We start from the raw sequence: 21,529 nt of genomic DNA on the forward strand, positions 1-21,529 counted from the left end.
CGGGAGCAAGCTCCCTCGCCACAGGGTTTCTGCTGTGGCTTTCAGAATTCAACAGGAGTTCCACATGGCGAAGAAACCCAAGGCAGCCGCCTTCATCAAAGACCCGCTCTGGTACAAGGACGCGGTGATCTATCAGGTTCACGTCAAATCGTTTTTCGACTCCAACAATGACGGGATCGGCGACTTTCCCGGGCTTATCGCCAAACTCGATTACATTGCCGACCTCGGCGTCAACACCATCTGGTTGCTGCCGTTCTATCCCTCGCCACGCCGCGACGACGGCTACGACATCGCCGAATACCGTGGTGTGCACAGCGACTACGGGACGATGGCCGACGCCAAGCGTTTCATCGCCGAAGCGCACAAGCGCGGGCTGCGGGTGATCACCGAGCTGGTCATCAACCACACTTCCGACCAGCACCCGTGGTTCCAGCGTGCACGCAAAGCCAAGCCCGGTTCAGCGGCGCGGGACTTCTATGTCTGGTCGGATGACGACCAGAAATACGACGGCACGCGGATCATCTTCCTCGACACCGAGAAGTCCAACTGGACCTGGGATCCGGTAGCCGGCCAATATTTCTGGCACCGTTTCTATTCCCACCAGCCGGATCTGAACTTCGACAACCCGCAAGTAATGAAAGCCGTGCTGTCGGTGATGCGTTACTGGCTGGACATGGGCATCGACGGTCTGCGCCTCGACGCGATTCCGTACCTGATCGAGCGCGACGGCACCAACAACGAAAACCTGCCCGAGACCCACGACGTCCTCAAGCAGATCCGTGCCGAGATCGACGCCAACTACCCCGATCGCATGCTGCTGGCCGAGGCCAACCAATGGCCGGAAGACACTCAGCTGTATTTCGGTGACACCGATGCTGCTGGGTTGAATGGCGACGAATGCCACATGGCGTTCCACTTCCCGCTGATGCCGCGCATGTACATGGCACTGGCCCAGGAAGACCGTTTCCCGATCACCGACATCCTCCGCCAGACCCCGGAAATCCCAGCGAACTGCCAATGGGCGATTTTCCTGCGCAACCACGATGAGCTGACCCTGGAAATGGTCACCGATCGCGAGCGCGATTATCTGTGGAATTACTACGCGGCTGACCGTCGCGCGCGGATCAACCTCGGCATTCGCCGTCGTCTCGCGCCGTTGATGGAGCGCGACCGTCGCCGTATTGAGCTGCTCAACAGCCTGCTGCTGTCGATGCCCGGCACGCCGACCCTGTATTACGGCGACGAAATCGGTATGGGCGACAACATCTACCTCGGCGACCGCGACGGTGTGCGGACGCCGATGCAATGGTCGATCGACCGCAACGGTGGTTTCTCCCGCGCTGATCCGGCGAGTCTGGTGCTGCCGCCGATCATGGATCCGCAGTATGGCTATCAGTCAGTCAACGTCGAAACCCAGTCCGGCGATCCGCATTCGCTGTTGAACTGGACGCGACGTCTGCTGGCGGTGCGCAAGCAGTCGAAGGCGTTCGGCCGTGGCACGTTGAAAATGCTCTCGCCGAGCAACCGTCGCGTGCTGGCTTACACCCGCGAATACACGGACACCGACGGCAAGCACGAGATCATTCTGTGCGTGGCCAACGTCTCGCGCAGTGCGCAAGCGGTCGAACTGGATCTGTCGGCTTACGTCGGCATGGTGCCGGTGGAAATGCTTGGCGGTAACGCGTTCCCGCCGATCGGCCAGTTGAATTTCCTCCTGACCTTGGCGCCGTACGGCTTCTATTGGTTCGCCCTGGCAGCGGAAAACCAGATGCCGAGCTGGCACGTCGAGCCGGCGCAGAGCCTGCCGGACTTCACTACGCTGGTGCTGAAAAAACGCATGGAAGAACTGCTCGAAGCGCCGTCGCGTACGACGCTGGAGCAAAGCATCCTGCCGAGCTGGCTGCAGAACCGTCGCTGGTTCGCCGGCAAGGACGCGGCCATCGAAAAGGTCAATCTGGCTTACGGTGTGCGCTTCGGCGACGCCCAGCATCCGGTGCTGCTCAGCGAAATCGAGGTCACCAGTGGCGGCCAGACCAATCGTTATCAACTGCCGTTCGGCTTCATTGCCGAAGACCACGTCGGCCCGCCGTTGCCGCAGCAATTGGCGCTGTCGCGTGTACGCCGTGTGCGTCAGGTTGGCTTGATCACTGATGCATTCAGTCTGGAAACCTTTGTCCGCGCGGTGCTGCAAGGCATGCAGAACAACACGGTATTGGAGTCGATCGAAGGCGAAATCCGCTTTGAACAGACCCCGCATCTGGAAAAACTTGGCCTTGGCGCCGAGTCGGATGTGCGCTACCTGTCCGCCGAGCAATCGAACAGTTCGGTGGTGATCGGCAACAGCCTGGTGCTTAAGCTGATACGCAAAGTCGCTTCTGGCGTACACCCGGAACTGGAGATGAGCGCTTACCTGACCGAGGCCGGGTTTGCCAATATCTCTCCACTGCTCGGTTCGGTGATTCGCCGTGACGCACAGGGCGAAGATAACCTGCTGATGATCGCCCAGGGCTATTTGAGCAATCAGGGCGACGCGTGGGAATGGACGCAAAACAACCTCGAGCGGGCGCTGCGCGACGAACTGGCCGACGCCATGTCCGAGCAGGAGCAGCATTACAACGCCCTGGGCGAGCTCAAGGACTTCGCCGGCATGCTCGGCCAGCGTCTTGGCGAGATGCATCAGGTGCTTGCTGCACCAACCGACAACGCCGACTTTGCTCCGCAGGTGTCGTCGAGCAAGGACATGGCCGCGACAAGCAAGGACGTCACCGCGCAGGTTGAACATGCCTTGAAATTGCTTAAGCAGCATCAAGGCGAGTTGAACGCCGCGGATCAGAAACTGGTCAAGCGTCTGCTCGATGAGAAGAAAACCATCCTTGCCCATGTGCATGACCTGGCGAAGAAAGCCACCGGTGGTTTGCGCATTCGCGTGCACGGCGACTTGCATTTGGGTCAGGTACTGGTGATCAAGGGCGATGCCTACCTGATCGACTTCGAGGGCGAACCGGCGCGGCCGTTGAGCGAGCGTCGCGGCAAGCACAGCCCATACAAGGACGTCAGCGGTGTATTGCGTTCGTTCGATTATGCAGCGGCGATGACCATCAACGTGCACAACGTTGATAACAGCACTGAAGCTGAAACAGCGCGCAAACGCGTCGCTGAGCGTTATCTGCGCGAGGCACGCGAGGCATTTGTGCAGGCATATCGCGAGGCGGCAGCTAGTCTTGAGCATGCCTGGCAGGATCCTCAAGGCGCCGACGCCGCGCTGGCGTTGTTCGGCCTGGAAAAAGCCGCTTATGAAGTGGCCTACGAAGCGGAAAACCGCCCAACGTGGCTGCCCGTGCCGTTGCACGGCTTGTATGGATTATTGAATGGGCTTAAACCCTTTTCCGATCTTGGTGGAGAGTAGTCATGAGTTTCTCGAACAAGGAACAGGGTGTGGTAAAGGAAGCATTGTTACCCTCGGCACGCGACATCGATGCCTTGGTGCGCGCTGAACATCACGACCCGTTTTCGATCCTCGGCCCGCACGGCGATGGCGCCGGCGGGCAGTTCATCCGGGCTTATCTGCCGGGCGCGCTGAGTGTCGCGGTGCTGGACAAGGACAGCGGGGAGGAAATCGGTCCGCTGCAGATGACCGAAACGCCGGGGCTGTTTGTCGGCCATTTCGATAAGGCGCGCCGGTACCTGTTGCGCACGCGCTGGGCCGGTGGCGAGCAGGTTGCCGAAGATCCGTACAGCTTTGGCCAGTTGCTCGGCGAGATGGATTTGTATCTGTTCGCCGAAGGCAATCACCGCGACCTCAGCGCCTGCCTCGGTGCGCAACTGAAAACCATTGATGGTGTTGACGGTGTGCGTTTTGCCGTGTGGGCGCCGAATGCCCGCCGGGTGTCGGTGGTCGGTGATTTCAACGTCTGGGACGGGCGCCGTCACCCGATGCGCTTGCGCCATCCTTCCGGCGTCTGGGAGTTGTTCCTCCCGCGCCTCCAAGCGGGGGAGTTGTACAAGTACGAAATTCTCGGTGCCCACGGCATTCTGCCGCTCAAGGCCGACCCGATGGCGCTGGCTACCAGCCTGCCGCCGGACACCGCGTCAAAAGTCGCCGCGCCGCTGCAGATCGACTGGCAGGATCACGACTGGATGAATGCCCGCCAGGATCGCCAGCAGCGCTCCAGGCCTCTGTCGATCTACGAGTTGCACGCCGGTTCCTGGCAGTGCGAACTGGATGATCTGGGTGAAGTGGCGCGTCAGTACACCTGGCCGGAACTGGCTGAGCGGCTGATTCCTTACGTCAAAGAGCTGGGCTTCACTCACATCGAATTGATGCCGATCATGGAGCACCCGTTCGGCGGTTCCTGGGGCTATCAGTTGCTCTCGCAATTTGCCCCGAGCGCGCGTTACGGCACGCCGGATCAGTTCGCCGCTTTCGTCAATGCCTGTCACCAGGCCGACATCGGTGTGATTCTCGACTGGGTGCCGGCGCATTTCCCGACTGATACCCACGGTCTGGCGCAGTTCGACGGCACCGCGCTGTACGAGTACGGCAACCCGCTGGAAGGCTTCCACCAGGATTGGGACACGCTGATCTACAACCTCGGTCGCACTGAAGTGCACGGCTACATGCTCGCCTCGGCGCTGCACTGGCTGAAGCACTTCCATATCGATGGCCTGCGTGTCGATGCGGTGGCGTCGATGCTGTATCGCGACTATTCGCGCAAGGCTGGCGAATGGGTACCGAACCGTCACGGTGGGCGCGAGAACCTCGAAGCCATCGACTTCCTGCGTCATTTGAATGATGTGGTCGAGCTGGAAGCGCCCGGTGCGCTGGTGATTGCCGAAGAGTCCACCGCATGGCCCGGGGTCAGCCAAAGCACCCAGCAGGGCGGCCTCGGCTTCTCCTACAAATGGAACATGGGCTGGATGCACGATTCGCTGCACTACATTCAGCAGGATCCTGTGTATCGCGCCCATCACCACAACGAGTTGAGCTTTGGTCTGGTCTACGCCTGGTCCGAACGCTTCATCCTGCCGATCTCCCACGACGAAGTGGTGCACGGCAAGCACTCGCTGATCGACAAGATGCCCGGTGATCGCTGGCAGAAATTTGCCAACCTGCGCGCCTATCTGAGCTTCATGTGGACTCATCCGGGCAAGAAGTTGTTGTTCATGGGCTGTGAGTTTGGCCAATGGCGCGAGTGGAACCACGATCAGCAGCTGGACTGGTACCTGCTGCAGTACTCCGAGCACAAAGGTGTGCAGAAACTGGTCGGCGATCTCAATCGGCTGTATCGCGAAGAGCCGGCGTTGCACGATCAGGACGACGCGCCGCAGGGCTTCCAGTGGTTGATTGGTGATGATGCGATCAACAGCGTCTACGCCTGGCTGCGCTGGAGCAAGGACGGCTCGCCAGTGCTGGTGGTTGCCAACTTCACACCGGTACCGCGCCAGTCGTATCGTGTCGGGGTACCGTTTGCCGGGCGCTGGACCGAGTTGTTCAACAGTGACGCCGATATTTATGCCGGTTCCAACTACGGCAATGGCGGCGGGGCACTGACCGAAGAAGTGCCTAGCCATGGTCAATCGTTGTCGCTGGAACTGAATCTGCCACCGTTGGCGGTGTTGATCCTCAAGCCGCAGGGCTAGCACCTGTGGGAGCGAGCCTGCTCGCGAAGGCGCCATGTCAGTCAACGATGATGTTGAAGGTGGCACCGCTTTCGCGAGCAGGCTCGCTCCCACAAGGTTTTTCAGTGATCAGCAGATCACCAGCGCATCCGCACCCCAAGGCTGCCGATGATGCCGTTCAGGTCATTGTCATCCACATCGCTGCTGTAATCGGCGCTCATGTACAGGCTTACTGCCGGTGTGACCCGCGCCACCAGTCCCAAACCCAATTCCACTGTTGAAGACTTGCGGCTGCTGCTGATCTTGTCGACCTGGTCCAGCGTCACCGTGCTGCCGGTGTACACAGTGTGCCAAAGGTTGGTGCGCACATACGGCTCCACCGGTAAGCCATTCAAGTCATAACTGCCTTTCAATCGCGCACCGACGCGGCCACTCCACGCGGTCAGGTCGGTCGAAGAGGCATTGCCCGCGCCTGCATACGGAGCATCGAGGCTGATGCGTTGGTTGATCAATTGCGCCTGCGGTTCTACCACCCAGTTCTCACTCAAACCAATCGGATAGCCACCCTCGACCGAAAACGTCATCGCACTGCCTTCGGCGGCCTGCCGATTACCTTGCGGCGTACGACTGAAACCGCTGACGCGACCGCCGCTGGCCGACAGGTCGACGTGCCAACCCTGCGCGCCCACAAGACTGTAATAGGCGCCCAGGCTCTGACCTTGCAGGCTCAGGCTGTCGGTGCTGCGGTCCGCGAGGGCGCGGCGGTTCAATGCACCACCGGCAGTCAGTTGAATCTGATCGTCACCGCCGATCAGGCCCAGGGTCTGGGTCGCGCCATTGGCGCTTTTCAAGGTGATCACCGCCGGACCTTTGAACTCGCCGCCGGGCATCGCGTAGCCAGAGGCCAGCGCATCGGTCTGCGCGCGGCGAGCGCTTCTGCCGTACAGTTCATCCCACGCGGAGGGCGCCAGATCTTCGGTGATCAGGCGTGAACTTTGCTGACGCAACGGCAGTGGTCCGGGCGTTATCACGGTTACCGGCAACGTCATCACAGGCATATCGGCGCGATACCACGTGGTTTCATCCGCCGCAGATCCCGCATGCGCCTCCATGGACGAGCACAGCAACAGCGAACCTGACACTGTGCAAAAGGTGATTTTCAATTCGTGTGGGGTCAGTGAAGTTTTCATGGGGGTCTACCTTGCAAGCGCATGCGTCATCTCGAGTCTGGCGTCTCTCCTACCCCGAACGAGGGGCGACCGAATAGAGCGGGGCGAACCGCGGCTGCTCGATTTCGCGAGTGCCGGAAGGTCAGCCCCAGTAGTGATTCCGGGGGTAGTAAGGTAGAGATAAGAAGAGTGACGCCTGCGCGTCAAGAAAATGCACGATGAATGGCGTGCATAAATCAGCCTTCGCAAGCGTTTGTTTTTCTGCACATAACTAAGTGATTGTTTGCATGGAAAAACGCTTGCGAAGTGGTCGGCTGACGGTTTTCTGCCGCCGACGAAAGGTCATCCCGACCGGGGATAGCCGGAAGGAACTGTCAGTTTCCTGCTGTCAAAAACGCACCTAAAGATGCACTTCAACCGCCAGAGGAAGGTGATCCGAGAGATGCGTCCATGGTTTGTTGCCGAGAATCCTTGGATCATGGCTGCTGGCATTGCGCAGATAAATCCGGTCCAGGCGCAGTAGTGGAAAACGTGCGGGATAGGTTTTCGCCGGACGCCCATGATGACGCTCGAAGGCTTCGTGCAAATAGTCGCGACGGGCGAGGGCAGCGTTGCCCTGCAACTGCCAGTCATTGAAATCGCCGGCAATGATCACCGGCGCGTCGTCCGGCAGTGATTCGAGCAACTGGCAAAGCAGCTGCAACTGCAACTGCCGATGGCTTTCCAGCAAGCTCAAATGCACACAGATCGCATGCACCTCGGCATGCCCGGGCACATCGAGGATGCAGTGCAACAACCCGCGACGTTCCGGGCCGGTGATCGAGACATCGAGATTGCGATATTCGCGGATCGGGTATTTCGACAGCAGTGCATTGCCGTGATGACCATCGGGATAAACGGCGTTGCGCCCGTAGGCAAAATCGCTCCACATGCTGTCGGCGAGGAATTCGTATTGCGAGGTCTGCGGCCAGTCGTTGTAGCGACTCGAATGACGTTCGTGTTCACCCACCACTTCCTGCAGAAACACCAGGTCGGCCGAGGTACTGCGCATCGCTTCGCGCAGCTCCGGGAGGACGAACCGCCTATTCAATGCGGTGAAGCCTTTGTGGGTGTTGACCGTGAGTACCCGCAGGCGATGAATGACTGGCGCGTCGACCGCTTGACGCTTGGGATCGCTGGACACGTTCACTCCTCTGAATTGGGCCATGCCTGTTCATGCGACTGGTTGGAGGGGGTGGCAGTTCCGTTTCCTGAGCGACGCCAGGCAATGTAGGAGTGAGCCTGCTCGCGATGGCGCAGTGTCAGTCAACCCTGCTTCAACTGACAGACTGCTATCGCGAGCAGGCTCACTCCTACAGGGGGGATGTGGTGTCTAGACAAAGACGATTTCATACGGCAAGCGCATCCGCTCCAGCAGCACCGGCGGCAGCAGCGGCGCAATGCCGATGGCCGGTTCGCCCTTGAGCTGGCTGGCATAGGCATGAGTGGCGTGGCTCTTGCGCGCCACGGTCCAGGTGTCGAGGCGCAGCTTGCGTGCACGCTCCCACGGGATCATGCGTTGCTCGCGTTCCGGCCAGTGCCAGGCCCACACCGGCACGTCGTGATAGGTCGCCCCGGCTTTGAGTGCCGCGTCGAAACTGGCCCGGCCAACCACCTCATGATCCGCCGGACCATCCTCGCGCCAGGTGCTGAACACCACGTCGCCCGGCCGCAAGTAGCGGCCGATGAATTCAGTCAGCTGGCTTTGCTGATCACTCAGCGCGTTGTCGGTAAATCCGCCGCGCACCCACTTCAGGCTGTGCATCGGCAAACCGAGGCGGCGCAGGGCTTCGACGCTTTCCTGCGGGCGGAAGACGCTCAGGCGTTGTTCCGACCATTGCCGCGAGCCGGGATGGCTGGCGCTGCCGTCGGTGATGGAGAGCAATTGCAGCGGGTGGCCAAGACTGGAGAGTAACTGCAGCAAACCGCCGCAGGTGACGACTTCATCACCCGGATGCGGGGCGATGACCACGGCGCGGGCACCGGCGGGTACCAGACTGTGGGTATTGATGACGGGAATATTGTCGAGTTGCGGGGCGCTGTTCCAGATCTGTGCTGGCAGCCCGTGTTCGTTGAGCAATGACGGTTTCATGAGTGCGACGTCCTTGTAGTGTCTCGCCCTCAGTCGTGAGCAGCCAATGCTGGTCGCGGCCCGTGAAGGCAAAAGAATAGCAACGGTGCAGTGCTCCAACCCTTGGATTACTGCGAGGCAGAGTATTGCTCAAGACAGCGGATTCGTCGCGTCACAGATCAATCTGAACCGTATTTTTTTATTCCAGCTGTGCCAGATTGCGCAGAAAGTCACCGAATCCGCCCTTGGCCCGACTGTCGAGACGGGCGCTGGTGTGCACCTGTGGGCGGTGACTCCAGGCGATATTGGCACCGCTGCGCTCCAGCGCGCGCACCAGTTGCACGTCCTCGTCACAGGTCAGCGGTTTGAAGCCACCCACCAGACGATAGGCCTCGGCACTGACGCCGAGGTTGGCTCCATGAATATGTCGATGGCCATCGCGAGCCTGATAGTGGCGGTGGTAGCGAATCTGCGCCGCTTCATCGAACGACTCATGCCAATGCTCGACCGTGACCGTGCCGCACACCGCGTCAGCCTCCAGCCCCAGTTGCGCCGCCAGCCAGTCATCGGCGACGCGGCTGTCGGCGTCGGTGCAGGCGATCCAGCGTGCACCGCGTTCAAGCAGCAGGCGCGCACCGGCGGCCCGGGCTTCGCCAACGTTGCGTGCTTCGATCTGCAGGCTCAGCACCGGATAAGCACTGACGATCTGCGCCGAACCATCGCTGCAACTGTCGAGCACCACGAGGATTTCCACCGGCTCGCCGGCCAGTTGCGCATGTTCGCCAGCCCGCAGGGCGGCGCGCAGACATTCATCGAGCAGCGCCTCTTCGTTGTGCGCGGGAATCACAATACCGATCAACGCAAGCCCTCCAGCGCCGCCACCGAGCGTGGCTCGCGGCTCCACAGTTCGAGAATGAAATCCGCTTCCTGATGCAGTACCAGACGCGGCAATGCCAATTGATCGTGGATCTGATCGTGTACCTGACGCGCATTCAGCGGGCAGCCATCAATCGGCGGGCGCCAGTGGCAGGCCAGCAATTGGCCGTCGGCCGTCAGCGATTCACGGATGCGGCGGATCATTTCTGTCAGATCGTTCTCATCGAGGTAGTAGCCGATTTCGCTAAATACAATCAGATCGAATTTTTCCTCCGGCCAGTCACCCGGAAGACGGCCCAGGCGGACTTCGGCATGCTCGAAGACACTCAAGCGAGTACGCGCGAGCTTCACTGCCGCGCTTGCAGTGTCGCAGCACAGCAGGCGGTCGCAACGTGGTGCCAGTTCCGCACTCAGTTCGCCATTGGCGCAACCCGGTTCGAACACCGCCCGGTAGCGCGGACGGGGCAGGGCAGCGAGGGTTATCGCGCGTTTGCGCTGCTCGTACCAGCGCTGACGGAATGCCCAAGGGTCGTCATTGCCGGCGAACAGTCCATCGAAATAGCGGTCATCGACGCTCACAGGAACACCACTTCAAAAGGTTGCAACAAACGATCGAGCACATAAGGCGCCAGCACTGGCCCGAGCCCGACGTCGCGATCACCTTCCAACTGGCTGGCGAACGCATGCGCCGCGTGGCGTTTGCGGGCGATGTGCGTCGGTGACAGCAGAATCTTGCGCGCCCGATCCCAAGGCACCGAGGCGTCCTCCGGGGTCGCCCAGTGCCACGTCCAGACCGGCAGTTCATGACAGGCAGCCCCGACGCGGCGCGCCGCTTCGACACTGGCGCGACCTACGGCCTCGTGATCGCTGTGGCCATCCTCGCGCCAGGTGGTGAAGACCACGTCACTGGCATGCAGATAACTGGCGATGAAGTCGCTCAATCCGGTTTCCTGAGCCGCCACTTGGGTGTCGGTAAAACCGCCGCGCAGCCATTTCAGACTGTGCATCGGCAAACCGAGGCGACGCAGGGCTTCGGCCGATTCCTGCGGACGCACAACGCTCAAACGCTCGACCGGCCAGCGTTGCGAGCCGGGGTGACTGGCGCTGCCATCGGTGACCGAGATCAACTGCAAAGGACGTCCGGCTGCCGCCAGCAACTGCATGATGCCGCCGCAACCGAGCACTTCGTCATCCGGATGCGGTGCGACGATCACCGCCCGCGATCCCAGCGGTACGAGGTCAAGGATGTCGATGGCGGGCAACTCGGCCAGGCGCCGCGAACCCTGCCATTGCTGCAGCGAAGTGCCCTGGCCGACGATCGGGTTGTCCTTCATAACGCCCAGACCTCGCGGGATTGACCGGCAATCTGCTGGCCCAGCGCAGCAAGGTCGCGTTCGGCGTGACTCTGGCGCAAGAACACCGGCAAGTCCGCACTCAATCGCGCAAAATGCCGATCCTGACAAAACGGCCCGGCCCCCAGCGCCCGACCGACTTCGCGCATGACCTGTTCGGCAGACTGTTCGACCACCGCGCGGGCGCGACGAGCAAGCAATTCAGCGTCGGCCTCGGGTTGCGCATCGATTTGCAGCGCGCTGAAGCGCAACACATCGGCAGCCGCTTGCAGTGCTGTGTCAGTGGCGCCGAGGTGGGCGAGGGCATGGGGTTCGTCGCGTTGGGCGCAATGCTGACGCAGCGCTTCGGCAATCCGTCGCGAAGCGCCATACCAGCACGCGGCGATGCCGATGCCGCCTTGCCAGAAACCCGGCCGTTGCAGGTAATCACCGGGATTGCCGATGGCCTGCGCTTCGGCGTTGTCGAACAGCACTTCGACGCTGCCGGTGGCTGCCATGCCCACGGCTTGCCAGCCTTGATCGGTAATTGTCACGCCCGGTTGATCGAGCGCGACTGCAACCAGTTGCTGTTGATCATCAGCGTCCCACGCAGTGAGCAAGGCGTGACTAAGCACCGCCGCACCAGAACACCAGGCCTTGCGCCCATTCAGCGCGACCATATGCCCGGCCGGCGTGACTCTCACCCGCGCTTGCGGCGGTTCGGCAGCCCACATTCCCCACGTGCTGCCGGGCGTTGGCGTTCCGCCCAATTGCTCGATGATCGCCAGCGCGTCGGTGTGACCCTCGTAAAGTTTGCACAGCCCCAGATCGTGTCCGCCCACTTCCGACAGACGCTGAAAACGCTCCAGCGTGTGACCGCTGCCGGGTAACGGCAAGCGGTCGAGGCCGGCCTCGACCATTGCCCTCAGGCAACGGCCGAGGGCGTTGGTGTCGGCGTAATCTGGCGGACGGCGGGCCAGATAATGTTGAAAGTCCATATCAATCTTCTTCGTCACGTTGCAGTTCGAACAACAGCAACGAACGCCCGGTCACCGAATATTCATGGCCGAAGTCGAAGCGTTCCTGGCCGCGAATCGACGGTTGATTGGTGTCGATCATGCAGGTCCAGAAGCCGCCGTCCGGCACTTCCGGCAGTGTGAAGTTGACGATGTCGTGATGCGCGTTGACCACCAGCAACAGGGTCGCATCAGCGCCCTTGCGACGAATCCCGGTTTCCTGCGCGCGGCCATCGAGGAGCATGCCGAGGCAACGGTTGTGCGCGTCGTGCCAATGCTCGGTGGTCATCTCGGTGGCGTCCGGTGCCAGCCAGGTGACGTCCTTGACGCCGATGTCTTCGTTGTATTCGCCGACCAGGAAGCGGCCGCGACGCAGGATCGGATAAGTCAGGCGCAGCTTGATCAGGCGCTTGACGAACTTGAGCAGGGCCTTGCCGTCCTCGCTCAGATCCCAGTTGACCCAGCCGATTTCGCTGTCCTGGCAATAGGCGTTGTTGTTGCCGTCTTGGGTACGCGCGAACTCGTCACCGGCAACGATCATCGGCGTGCCCTGAGCGAGCAGCAGGGTGGCGAAGAAGTTGCGCATCTGCCGGTGGCGCAGCGCATTGATTTCCGGGTCGTCGGTCGGGCCTTCGACGCCGTGGTTCCACGACAGGTTGTTGTTGCTGCCGTCCTGATTGTTCTCGTCGTTGGCTTCGTTGTGCTTGTCGTTGTACGAGACCAGATCGTTGAGAGTGAAACCGTCGTGGGCAGTGATGAAATTCACCGACGAATACGGCCGGCGCCCGCGCTGGTTGAACATCTCTCCCGAGGCCGTCATGCGGCTGGCGAAATCAGCGAGCTGGGCGTCGTCACCCTTCCAGAAGGCGCGCACGGTGTCACGGAACTTGTCGTTCCACTCGACCCAGCCCGGCGGGAAGTTGCCTACCTGATAGCCGCCGGGGCCGCAGTCCCACGGCTCGGCGATCATCTTCACCTGACGCAACACCGGGTCCTGACGGCAGGCGACGAGGAAGCTGTGGCGTTCGTCGAAGCCATCGTGGTAACGGCCAAGAATGGTCGCCAGGTCGAAGCGGAACCCGTCGACGTGCATCTCACTGGCCCAATAGCGCAGGGAGTCGGTGACCATTTGCAGTACGCACGGGTGACTCAGGTCCAGGGTGTTACCGGTGCCGGAGTCGTTGATGTAGTAGCGCTTGTCGTCCGGCATCAAGCGGTAGTACGAGGCGTTGTCGATACCGCGCATCGACAGGGTCGGGCCTTGCTCGTTGCCTTCGGCCGTGTGGTTGTACACCACGTCGAGAATGACCTCGAGGTTGGCATCGTGCAGATGCGCGACCATCTCCTTGAATTCGGCGATCTTGCCACTGGCCAGATAGCGTGGGTCCGGAGCGAAGAACGCGATGCTGTTGTAGCCCCAATAGTTCGTCATGCCTTTTTGCAGCAGGTGCTGATCGTTGACGAAGGCATGGATCGGCAGCAGCTCGACGGAGGACACGCCAAGTTTGCGGATGTGCTCAAGCACGTCATCGACCATCAGGCCGCCGAAAGTGCCGCGCAGGTTTTCCGGTACCGACGGGTGACGCATGCTGATGCCGCGCACGTGGGTTTCATAAATGATGGTCTTGTCCCACGGCACGCTGACCCGGTGGTCGTTGCCCCAGGTGTGCGCCGGGTCGATGACCTTGCACTTGGGCACGAATGGCGCGCTGTCGCGTTCGTCGAAACTGAGGTCGGCGTCGGGGTGGCCGATGGTGTAGCCGAACAGCGCTTCGGACCATTTCAGCTCACCCACCAACTGCTTGGCATACGGGTCGATCAGCAGCTTGTTGTGGTTGAAGCGATGGCCGTTGGCCGGGTCATACGGCCCGTAGACGCGGTAGCCATAGATCAGCCCCGGATGCGCGTCCGGCAGGTAGCCGTGGTAGATCTCATCGGTGTATTCCGGCAGCTCGATGCGCTCGAGTTCGACTTCGCCGGCGTCGTCGAAAATGCACAGCTCGACCTTGGTGGCATTGGCGGAAAACAGAGCAAAGTTCACCCCCAGACCATCCCAGGTCGCACCGAGCGGGAAGGGCAGGCCTTCACGGATTCTCGACGGCTCGGCGTGCGCAACGGGTTCGGCTTTCTTTGGACGGGTCATGATTGCTCCTGCAAAAAAACGGGAATTCTGGTGGGCTACGTTCCCCTGTAGGAGTGAGCCTGCTCGCGATTGCTATTTCGGATTAAACATGGATGTCGACAGACATACCGCAATCGCGAGCAGGCTCACTCCTACAGGGTTATGTGTTGTGTTTCCCCAGAGGGGCTTTTCTCGGGGCGCAAAGACCCCTTATGGCGAGCAAGCTCGCCACACAGCTGTTCAGTTCAATAATCGGGTCTAGGTCAGTTCGCCGGAGGCTTCTTCGCAACTCGCGGCTTTTTCTCGGCAGCCTTTTCGCCCGGCGGGACTACCTTGGGCGTCGCCGCAGACTTGGCTTTCGCCGCTGGTTTGGCTTTGGCGGTAGCCGGCGTTTTGCCGTCGAGCGCTTTGGCCTCGGTGTTCTTCGCCGCTGGGGTCTTGCCGGCAACCTTGCTGCCAGCCGCTTTCGGTGGCTTCTTCGGTGCAAGCGCCTCGGCCTCGGCCAGTTTGCGCGCCATCTCCCAATGACGTTCTTCCTGGCCTTCAGGCTTACCTTCCGACTCCCAGATCTGATAGGCGAATTCGCGAATGCGTTTATCGTCGGTGCTCATCGCAATGCTCCTGAACTGAACTCATGCTTGTGTTAAGTGTTGGATAAAGAGATTGACCGGGACATCCCCCAGCGCTTCGCTGACATTCAGCTCCCTGTTTTGTGTGACTACGCTGCTGGCAAAAAGTCCCTTCAGGTTTGCATCCGGAGCGGCAGACGGTAAAACCACCCGCGTATCGCCCCAGCGCAGCGCATCGACCTGCGGGATGGCACTGTTTTCCAGCAACGTCGCGCAGCGCACCGGCACCACTACAATGGCCCGCACGCCCTCGTGCTCACGCGCGAACGCCAGCACGTTGTGCGCCTGACTGCCCAGCACTTGCAGTGGCTGGTAGTCGCCACGGCGGAACAGCTCGCTGTGGTCCCTGCGCAGGTTCAGTACTTCGCCGATCAGGGCTTGCTTGACGCGTCCGTCGCGCCACTCTTTCAGCAGTTGCGCATTCGGCACTGATGCCTGCAAAGACTGCTCACGGGCGGCGTAATCCACCGGCCGACGGTTGTCCGGATCGACCAGACTGAAATCCCAGTACTCGTTGCCCTGATACAGATCCGGTACCCCCGGTACGGTCATGCGCAGCAAGGTTTGCGCCAGCCCGTTGAGCGCGCCGGCAGCGGCGATGCTGTTGACCGTCTTGCTCAGCGCCGCGCGCAGCAACTCGCCTTCGTCGCCGGTCAACAGTTTTTCCGTGAAGGCTTGCGCGGCGTTTTCATAGGCTTCGTTCGGCGCGCTCCAGCTGCTTTGCAACTTGGCTTCGCGCAGTGCTTTCTGTTGCCATTGCCAGATGCGCTTGGCGTACTCGGCGAAACCTGCCTTGTCATCGTCCTGCAGATCCAGCGGCCAACTGCCGAGCAATGCCTGATAGAGGATCAGTTCGTCGCCTGCGGACGGCGCGTCATCTTCGATACGTACCGGACGGGCGAGGGCGCGCCACAGTTCGACCTGATCGGCGTACCAATGGCTGCGCTCGCTGAGCACGGCGAGCCGCGCGCGAGTGTCTTCGCCGCGCTTGTGGTCGTGAGTGGCGGTGGCCAGCAGGTTGTCGGGAAACTCCGCCATGCGCTGCTGATTCACTTCATGGAACTCGCTGACCGGCGCGCTGAATTGTTCGGTGTTGTAGCCGACATCATTGCGCGACAGCAGCACCGCCGAGCGATACAGCGCGGTGTCTTCCACGGCCTTGGCCGCTGCCGGCGAGGTCAACTGCTGGAAGCGCACGCAGGCATGCTTGAGGATCTTGCGCGACCGTCCGCGCGGCTTACGCCGCCACGGCGTGCCGCCAAGCCAACTGGCGACCGAATCGAGCACCGGCCAGTCGGCCTCGCTGAGGGTCTGCCGCGCACCGTCCATGGCGTGCTGGAAAATCGCTTCGTCCTGTTCCGAGCGGCCGAGGGCGCTGATGTAGGTGCGGTAAACCGGGAAGTGCACGATCAGTGCGTGCAGCACGCGGCGGATCGCGCCCAGGGTCAGATCGCGAGTCATCAAGTCATCACGGGCGACCTGGTGCAGCGCCTGGGCGACACTTTCGAAATCGCTGGCCAGCGAACCGTTGAGGATCTGCTGACGGGCCAGTTGCGCTTCTTCGATGAACGCGGCGGGGCGCTCGGTGCGGCGCTGCCAGAGTTCGCCGAGTACATGTTCGCCGTCCGGGTCGTGTTGCAGCAGCGACAGCTGATTCATGAACTCGTAACCGGTGGTGCCGTCAACGCTCCAGTCCCGGCGCAGGGTTTCGCCCTCGCCGAGGATCTTCTCGACATAGATGGGCAGATGACGTCCCGGTGCCAGATGATCAAGGCGCCGACGCAATTTGCGGCAATAGCCGCGCGGGTCGGCGAGGCCGTCGATGTGGTCGATGCGCAAGCCGTCGACCAAACCTTCTTCAACCAATTGGAAGATTTTGCCGTGGGTCGCTTCGAACACCGCCGGACGCTCGACGCGCAGGCCGCCAAGTTCATTGATGTCGAAGAAACGCCGCCAGTTGATGTCGTCCGCCGCCGTGCGCCAACTGGCGAGGCGATAGCTTTGCCGTTCAAGCAGTTCGTGAAGCTTCTGGAAGCCTTCTTCGCGGGTGGAATCGTACTGAGCGAGGTTGCTTTCGATGGTGGCCAGAACACGCGGATCGCTTGCCAGCTCGCGCAGCTCCTGCTTCAGCGGGATCGCCAGTGAGTGGGCATCGGTCTGGTAACTGAGCGTACTGAAGCGATCGGCCAGGGACTTGAGCGTGTCGTCGGATTTGAGCAACTCGCCATAATTGTTCGGGCAGATCGGGAAGTGATGGTCGTAATGTTCGACGTAGAAACTGCCGGCCTGCGGGTTGAATTTGAGCTTGAGCGTGCCGTCCTGTAACGCCACGCCGTAGTCGCTACCGAGGAACGGCAACAGCAACTGGCCCTCCATCAACGGATCCGGCGAGTGCCACTGGATGTCGAAGAATTCGCCGTACGGGCTCAGGCGTCCCCATTCCAGCAAGTCGAGCCACCACGGGTTGTCGTTGCCACCCACGGCCATGTGGTTGGAAACGATGTCGAGGATCAGCCCCATGTTGTGCTCGCGCAGGGTGCTGACCAGTCGGCGCAATGCCGGCTCGCCGCCCAGCTCAGGGTTGACCTGGGTCGGGTCGACCACGTCGTAGCCGTGCATCGAACCGGCTCGCGCCGCCAGCAGCGGCGAAGCGTAGATATGGCTGATGCCGAGTCGGGCGAAGTACGGCACCAGTGGCACCGCTTGTTCGAGGGTAAATCCTTTGTGAAATTGCAGGCGCAAGGTGGCGCGCAGGGGCTGGATTTGCTGTTGATTCATTGGTCACGCTCAGTGGCTTGAAGGCGCGCGCAGGCCAGCAGTTCCAGGCGGCGGGCGGCATCGGGGCCGTCCAGCAACGCTTCGCTGGGACCGGGCAAGCGTCGCGACCAGTTCGGGTGTGAATCGGTAGTGCCGGGCAGATTCGCCTGTTCATCGATCCCCAGGGCATCTTCCAGCGGCAACAGCACCAGCGGCGCGCGGGTGTGGCCGAGGAAACGCACGCTGGCATCGACCACTTGATCGGCTTCGTGGGACTCTTCGCGGAAATTCTGCGGGTCCTGGCGCAGCGCATCGCGCAGGCCTTCGCGTTCGCGCTCGCGGTGCCGGCGCCAGTCGATTTCGCCGTTGGCATCGACCAGTCCAAGGCGCGCATTCCAGTCGATATCGCGACCATGCCACCAGCCGTTGAGCGTCGGCAGGTCATGGGTGCTGGTGGTGGCCAGCGCGTCATCCGGCCAGTCGAGGATCGGTTTGAAGCGAGTGTTGTCCTGTTCGAACAACAGCACGCGCATGCCGAGAATCGAACGTGCGGCGAGTTTTTCCCGCAGGCCTTCCGGCACGGTGCCAAGGTCTTCGCCGAGCACGATGGCCTGATGACGATGCGACTCGAGAGTCAGCAGGCGCAGCATGTCGTCGAACGGGTAATACAGATAGGCACCGTCGGCCGGATGAGCGCCGTTGGGGATCACCCACAGACGCTGCAGCCCCATGACATGGTCGATGCGCAGACCACCGGCGTGGGCGAAGTTGGCGCGCAGCATGTCGATGAAGGCGCGGAAACCGTTACGGATCAGGCCTTCGGGCGAAAACGCGGAAATGCCCCAACCCTGGCCGCTGCGATTGAGGATGTCCGGCGGCGCCCCCACGGTCAGCGAGGCGAGCAGTTCGTCCTGAAAACTCCAGGCCTGACTGCCAGCGCCGTCAGCACCGACAGCGAGGTCGGCGATCAGGCCGATGCCCATGCCGGCACTGCGCGCGGCCGTTTGCGCGCGTTCCAGACAACGATGGATCAGCCATTGGCAGAACGCGAAATAGCCGATGCGCTCGGCGTATTCCTCGGCGAAAGCTGCCAGCGCAGAGCCGCGCGGGTCGTGCCAGTGCTCGGGCCATTCGCGCCAGTCGAGGCTTTCGCCACGGGCGGCGCGCATTTCCTGAATCGCTTCGAAGCGGCAATGGTTTTCCAGCGCTTCGCCGCCGGCGTGGCGAAAACTGGCGAAGTCGGCGTGCAGCGGATGCTCCCCAGCGACAAAACCGTCATACAAGGCTTGCAGCAGCTTCTGCTTGGCTTCGGCGGCAGCGGGCCAGTCGATCAGCTTGAGATTTTCAAGCTGCTCGAACTGCGCGGCCAGGCCGCTGGCGTCGATCGCGTCACGCAAGGCGCGTTCGCCGAGAATGCTCCCCGGCGCGGCGTACAGTGAATTGAGAAACAGGCGACTGGAGGGCGAGTAGGGGCTGTAGCGGCCAGTATCGGCGCTGAACATCGCATGCATCGGGCTGATCGCCAGGGCATCGGCACCACGTTCGCCGGCCACACGCACCAGTTCTTCCAGTGCCTGCGTGTCGCCGAAACCACCATCGCCGGGACGACGCAAGGCATACAACTGCGCGCTCAGACCCCAGGCGCGGGGGATAGGACTATCGACGGCATCGCCGACGCTGAAGCAACGCTCGGGCGCCACGGCCAGGGTGAAATACTGATCGCCGATGTGCACTTGCTGGTAACCGACCGGAATCAGACCGGGCAGCATCGCTTCGTTATCCAGCTTGAGGTTCATCTGCGAGCCATCTTCAAGATGAATCTCGCAGGGCGTCTCCGGTGAGAAATAGCGACTCAGATTCAAGGCAACGCCCACGTCGCAAGTCAACAGGGGCGGCAAATGGCGGTCCTGCTGGACCTCTTGCAATTCCAGCAGGCTGGCATCGATTTCTTGCGCAGTGCTGGCCGGGTGGCCGAGTCCGATCAGGACATTACGCAGCACAGCAGGAGCGACTTTCTGTTGACGCCCGTTGGCGTCGATCCAGTCGACGGCGAGGCCGGCTCGGCTGGCGAGTATTTCCAGTTGCGCATCGCTCATAGGCGCTCTCCGTTCAGGGGGGGCAAAGGGGGTGCGGCCGTGAGGCTGACGAGCGCGGTGTACGCCGGCAGTTGGTTCGGGTCCGACAGTTCGATGGCGGCTGGCTGTTGAAACAACCACTCGGTATCGGTCTGTGCAGGGTTGACCACTGGCGTATCGCTGAGGTTCAGGTCAATTCGCAGCTCACTGCCATCGCCCAGCCGCCAGCGTGCGCTTACTGCGCCGTAGCCGAGCATTTGCGCACCCAGCGCCTGGGTCCCGGAGAGATTTGGAATGATGTACTGGTGACGCAACTTCAGCAGTTGCCGGTAAAGCTCCTGGGTCTGCTGTTGTAACGGTGTGCCGCTGCCGACCAGTCGCGGCTGCGAGGCGTGGAAGGTGTTCTCGGCATTCGGATCGGGGATCTGCTCGCGCTTGTGCGGATCGGTAAACGCGCTGAACGCGGCGAATTCGTTGCGCCGGCCTTCACGCACCAGTTCCGCCAGTTCACCGTGGTGGCTGGTGAAAAACAGAAACGGTTGCTCGGCGGCGAATTCATCGCCCATGAAGATCAGCGGAATCATTGGCGACAGCAGCAACAACACGGTGGCCGCTTGCACCGCACGCGGATCGGCGAGTTGATGCAGACGCTCGCCAAAAGCGCGATTGCCGATCTGGTCATGGTTCTGCAAAAACAGCACGAACGCGGTGGAGGGCAGATGTTCGCTCGGCTCGCCGCGCGGTTCGCCATGACGGGTGATGTGGCCCTGGAATACGAAGCCCTGACTCAGGCAGCGAACCAGTTGCTCGGTAGGTTGCGCGGCATAGTCGGCGTAATAGGCATCGGTTTCACCGGTCAGTAGCACGTGCAAGGCGTTATGACCGTCATCGTTCCATTGCGCGTCGTAATCGGTTTCCAACAGGCTCGACTGGTTCAGTTCGTTCTCGACGGTCAGCCAGACGTGGCGGGTCGGGTCGATCTGCTGGCGAATACGCCGGGCCAGATCGCTGAGAAAGTCCGGGTCTTCAATCGCGTGCACCGCGTCCAGACGCAGGCCGTCGAAACGGTATTCGAGCAACCACATCAAGGCGTTTTCAATAAAGAACTCACGCACTTCCGGGCGGCGGAAGTCGATCGCCGCACCCCAGGGCGTGTGCTTGTCCTCGCGGAAAAAGCTCTTGGCGTAGCGATGCAGATAGTTGCCGTCAGGCCCGAAGTGGTTGTAGACGACGTCGAGAATCACCGCCAGGCCATGGCCGTGGGCGGTGTCGATCAGGTGTTTGAGTTGTTCGGGCGTGCCATAGGAGGCTTGAGGCGCATAGGGCAGCACCCCGTCATAGCCCCAGTTGCGATCACCGGGGAATTGCGCCAGCGGCATCAGTTCAATCGCGGTAATACCCAGTGCCACCAGCCGCGCGAGATGCTGTTCGACTTCGGCAAAACCACCGAGCGCACCGACGTGCAACTCGTAGATCACCGCTTCGCTCCATGGCCGACCATTCCAGGTCGTGTGCCGCCATTGATAGGCATGCGGGTCGACCACCACACTGTGGCGGTCAAGGTCACCATCCTGCGCTCTGGAGGCCGGGTCCGGCACCTCCAGCTCGCCATCGATGCAGTAGCGGTAGCGGTTGCCCGCCGGGCAGCTGGCCTTGATCACAAACCAACCGTCGCCCTGTGGCAGCATCGGCAACGATTTTCCATCTTCCAGTTCCACACTGACGTAGAACGCGTCAGGCGCCCACAACGCAAATTGCGTGTGCTCGGCATCCAGCATGATCGCGCCGTGGGGCCAGGTTTCTTGGGTCCTTGACGGCATTTTCT

General features: G+C 61.5%; 14 protein-coding genes. 2 read left to right on the plus strand and 12 right to left on the minus strand.

Going from position 1 to position 21,529, the window contains the following annotated elements:
- The first annotated feature begins 64 nt into the window (after positions 1-64).
- A complete protein-coding gene (treS, locus tag BLU71_RS07805) occupies positions 65-3,406 on the plus strand; it encodes a maltose alpha-D-glucosyltransferase (protein WP_083352735.1) in 3,342 nt (1,113 codons plus the stop codon).
- Positions 3,407-3,408: 2 nt separating this feature from the next.
- Positions 3,409-5,640: a 1,4-alpha-glucan branching protein GlgB gene (glgB, locus tag BLU71_RS07810; RefSeq protein WP_065617281.1), complete on the plus strand. Its 2,232-nt coding sequence runs from the start codon at positions 3,409-3,411 to the stop codon at positions 5,638-5,640.
- Positions 5,641-5,756: 116 nt separating this feature from the next.
- On the opposite strand, the gene BLU71_RS07815 is transcribed toward glgB, so the two are convergent.
- From BLU71_RS07815 to treZ, 12 genes are all read right to left on the minus strand, one after another.
- Positions 5,757-6,809 carry an autotransporter outer membrane beta-barrel domain-containing protein gene (locus BLU71_RS07815; RefSeq protein WP_065617282.1) on the minus strand — a complete coding sequence of 351 codons (1,053 nt, stop codon included), beginning with the start codon at positions 6,807-6,809 and terminating at the stop codon, positions 5,757-5,759.
- Positions 6,810-7,188: 379 nt separating this feature from the next.
- Positions 7,189-7,971: an endonuclease/exonuclease/phosphatase family protein gene (locus BLU71_RS07820; protein WP_016774637.1), complete on the minus strand. Its 783-nt coding sequence runs from the start codon at positions 7,969-7,971 to the stop codon at positions 7,189-7,191.
- A gap of 189 nt (positions 7,972-8,160) precedes the next feature.
- Positions 8,161-8,919, minus strand: a complete 759-nt coding sequence (locus tag BLU71_RS07825; RefSeq protein ID WP_042609864.1) for a PIG-L deacetylase family protein — start codon at positions 8,917-8,919, stop codon at positions 8,161-8,163.
- 178 nt (positions 8,920-9,097) lie between these two features.
- Positions 9,098-9,757, minus strand: a complete 660-nt coding sequence (locus BLU71_RS07830) for a glycosyltransferase (protein WP_042609865.1) — start codon at positions 9,755-9,757, stop codon at positions 9,098-9,100.
- Positions 9,754-10,353: an SAM-dependent methyltransferase gene (locus tag BLU71_RS07835; RefSeq protein ID WP_083352736.1), complete on the minus strand. Its 600-nt coding sequence runs from the start codon at positions 10,351-10,353 to the stop codon at positions 9,754-9,756. The genes BLU71_RS07830 and BLU71_RS07835 overlap by 4 nt, the downstream gene beginning before the upstream one ends.
- Positions 10,350-11,108, minus strand: a complete 759-nt coding sequence (locus tag BLU71_RS07840; protein WP_042609867.1) for a PIG-L deacetylase family protein — start codon at positions 11,106-11,108, stop codon at positions 10,350-10,352. Before BLU71_RS07840 ends, BLU71_RS07835 begins: the two co-directional genes overlap by 4 nt.
- Positions 11,105-12,103: an acyl-CoA dehydrogenase gene (locus BLU71_RS07845; RefSeq protein ID WP_064362190.1), complete on the minus strand. Its 999-nt coding sequence runs from the start codon at positions 12,101-12,103 to the stop codon at positions 11,105-11,107. The genes BLU71_RS07840 and BLU71_RS07845 overlap by 4 nt, the downstream gene beginning before the upstream one ends.
- Position 12,104: 1 nt before the next feature.
- Positions 12,105-14,264 carry a glycogen debranching protein GlgX gene (gene glgX / locus BLU71_RS07850; protein ID WP_042609869.1) on the minus strand — a complete coding sequence of 720 codons (2,160 nt, stop codon included), beginning with the start codon at positions 14,262-14,264 and terminating at the stop codon, positions 12,105-12,107.
- A gap of 242 nt (positions 14,265-14,506) precedes the next feature.
- Entirely contained in the window at positions 14,507-14,854 is a 348-nt protein-coding gene (locus BLU71_RS07855; protein ID WP_065617284.1) for a DUF2934 domain-containing protein, read from the minus strand.
- Between the two features lie 21 nt (positions 14,855-14,875).
- A complete protein-coding gene (locus tag BLU71_RS07860) occupies positions 14,876-17,650 on the minus strand; it encodes a malto-oligosyltrehalose synthase (protein WP_064362195.1) in 2,775 nt (924 codons plus the stop codon).
- On the minus strand, positions 17,647-19,725 hold the full coding sequence (malQ, locus tag BLU71_RS07865; protein ID WP_042609872.1) for a 4-alpha-glucanotransferase: 2,079 nt from the start codon (positions 19,723-19,725) through the stop codon (positions 17,647-17,649). Before malQ ends, BLU71_RS07860 begins: the two co-directional genes overlap by 4 nt.
- The gene (treZ, locus tag BLU71_RS07870) at positions 19,722-21,524 is read right to left on the minus strand and encodes a malto-oligosyltrehalose trehalohydrolase (protein WP_083352737.1); all 1,803 of its coding nucleotides are present in this window, start codon (positions 21,522-21,524) and stop codon (positions 19,722-19,724) included. The genes malQ and treZ overlap by 4 nt, the downstream gene beginning before the upstream one ends.
- Positions 21,525-21,529 lie beyond the last annotated feature (5 nt).

This window comes from Pseudomonas moraviensis (assembly GCF_900105805.1).
Taxonomy (GTDB): domain Bacteria; phylum Pseudomonadota; class Gammaproteobacteria; order Pseudomonadales; family Pseudomonadaceae; genus Aquipseudomonas; species Aquipseudomonas moraviensis_A.